This is a genomic window from Terrisporobacter muris, assembly GCF_024621905.1.
Lineage (GTDB): Bacteria > Bacillota > Clostridia > Peptostreptococcales > Peptostreptococcaceae > Terrisporobacter > Terrisporobacter muris.
In genome coordinates this window covers 1-2,695 of sequence record NZ_JANKBY010000411.1, presented here as the reverse complement: position 1 = coordinate 2,695, position 2,695 = coordinate 1, and the positions used below count along the sequence as shown (strand labels likewise).

Annotated in this window: 3 protein-coding genes; all 3 read right to left on the bottom strand. The window is 25.6% G+C overall.

Annotated elements, in window-relative coordinates:
• Window positions 1-264: 264 nt before the first annotated feature.
• The gene (gene dprA, locus NSA58_RS18535; protein WP_074079545.1) at window positions 265-1,224 is read right to left on the bottom strand and encodes a DNA-processing protein DprA; all 960 of its coding nucleotides are present in this window, start codon (window positions 1,222-1,224) and stop codon (window positions 265-267) included.
• A gap of 132 nt (window positions 1,225-1,356) precedes the next feature.
• Entirely contained in the window at window positions 1,357-1,959 is a 603-nt protein-coding gene (locus NSA58_RS18530; protein ID WP_039681190.1) for a GNAT family N-acetyltransferase, read from the bottom strand.
• 130 nt (window positions 1,960-2,089) lie between these two features.
• Window positions 2,090-2,578 (bottom strand): spore coat protein, encoded by a 489-nt coding sequence (locus NSA58_RS18525; protein ID WP_039681191.1) that lies wholly within the window; start codon window positions 2,576-2,578, stop codon window positions 2,090-2,092.
• Between the last annotated feature and the right edge of the window lie 117 nt (window positions 2,579-2,695).

Here is a 2,695-nt window from a genome sequence, read left to right as displayed (position 1 = left end):
CAATAAGATGAAAAACCTTTTACCTTAAAAAGGGACCTAATCAGGTCCTTTTTTAAGTTGTTCTTTATAAAACTCTGAATAAATATATATTAACTTTATACACCAAAAACAGGCTCATAAATTTATGAGCCTGTTTTCGAAATATAATAATACAAGGAGAAATAATTTAAAAATAGTAAATCTACATTAAATACCATTAATAAATTACTTATTAATAATTGTAGTTCAACTTATAATAATTCACAAGAAAAATAAATTTAATTGTTAAATGTTAAAATATATCTGTTCATTTGATAATATTAAGTCAAAAGTTAGATTATTTATTTCATGCAATTTATCTCTTAGTAAATCTTCTAATAGGTTTATATTAAAGTTATTATCAATTATAATCGTATTTTTATCTTTTAATAGTTTTATGTTACCACTTCTACAACTATATTGCATATTATCATGTTTATAACAACAGACTATCTTGCTTTGTTCTTTTGCAAAATTAACTGTATGCATAGTTCCACTTTTTGTATCACACTCAACAACTATTACACCAAGGGATAGAGCACTTTGTAAACGATCCCTTTCGATAAAGTGGTTTTTATAAGGTGTTTCAAAAGGAAAATATTCACTAAAGATACATCCATCATTATAAAGAATCTCATCACATAAATATTTATGATCTGCCGGATAAATATTTGAAATTCCACCAGGTAAAACTGCCAATGTTTTTTTATGATTTTTTAATGTGGATACATGAGCATTACAATCTATACCATGGGCCAATCCACTAACAATTGTGTAATTATTAGTGGAAAAGGACTTAGCTAGTTTTTTAGTAATTTCCTCGCTTTCTAATGTGGGGGAGCGAGTGCCTATAATTGCCACAGATTTATTATTAATAATACATGATTTGTTTCCTTTATAAAATATAATTACAGGATTATCAGGAATAATCCTAAGTTTTAAGGGGAAGTCTTCATCTAAGATTGTCATTATTTTTATATTAGTTTTTTCACAGTAATCAATAATATTTAAACTTTTATTTTTAGCAAGTATTATATCTTGAATTGTTAAATCGGAATTATAGTTTGGCAGGTTTGCTAAAATAAAATTTAAAATACACTGAGGATGAGTAGATAATGGTAATGATTTATGTATTAATTTATTTATTGTTTTTCTTCCAATTCTATTTGTATTTAATAAAGTTAAGATTAATTCTTTTTTAAACATAAAACCACTCCTATAAGCATTAGTTTGCCAAATTAAGGCTATTTTAAATAGGAAATAATTTCATTTTATTATAAAAAATTGATTTTATCCTTGCTAGAAAATTCAACATAATATGCTATGCTGAGTTTTACGTTAAATTCTATTATTGATTATACTTGATACCACATTAAGTATGCCATTTGTTATATCATTACTTACATCAGTTATTTTTATAAATGGATTTGGAGGTTTTTTATGATTGCCTAAATTTCTTCCCATTATAATAATATCATGCCATTTGCCTAATTTATATCCACAATTAGGATAAGATCCTAGTTTTTTGAATCCAAAAAATTCATGAAGCTTAATGCTATTATTATTTGGAACCGTTATTATAGAGTATACATTTTTCACATTTTGATGAGCTAGAATTTCTAAAATACAAGTATATAATCCTCTGCCAATGCCTTTATGAGTATGTTTCCTGTCAACATAAATAGAAAGTTCCGCATTCCAATTACAAGCATCTCGAATCATTGCTTTATTTGCATAGGCATATCCTATAACATTATTATAGGATTCACATACTATATAAGGGTAATTCCCTTTAATTTCCTCAATTCTAGTGCCTATTTCTTCTATTGTAGGTACAGTATACTCAAATGTTATTGAAGTATTAACTACATAAGGTGCGTAAATTTTTAAAATTGATTCGGCATCTTTTTTTTCGGCAAACCTCATAACAAACTCGTTCATATATACACCTTCTTATATAATATTTAATAAAAGTGTAATAAAAAACAGTAGGATAATCAATAAGAATAAAATAAAATTAAAAAATCCCGTAATAAAAGTAGTTTTTTTACGGGATTTTACTGATATATGTCTAATTATACATATTGTGTTGACTCATATAGTTATAAATTTTTTCTCCATGTTCTTGTTCTTCTTTTTGAATATGATTTAGAACTTGTCTTATATTCTTGTCTTTAAATTCAAATATAGCAGTATTATATGTAGCAGATACATATTTTTCAGTGGACAAACAATCTTGACACAACATTTTATCGTTTTCATCGTATGCACCATTAGATACATTACTTCCTATATTTGGCATAGAAAGTGTATTATCTTGTGTCATTTGTTGATTTTGAGAGTTTTGACTACCTGAGTTAACATTTGGAACTGTACCATTTAAAATTTGATTAACGGTATCTAGATGTTGTTGTTCTTTTTGTGCTAAAGAAGAAAATAAGTTTTTAAGTTCTTGGCAGCTAGCTCTATTAGCATAATCCTTATATTTTGAAACGCATAAAATTTCATGACTTTTCTCATCTTCAAGTAAAAGTCTTTCTTTTGTAGTTAAATTTACCATAATAACACCTCCATACTTAGTTTGCATTATTGATTAAAAATTATTCTATTTATATTAAAAAATAAAACTCATAATACTAATAGTATAAAAAAAATATATAAGGCTATAATTATCAAT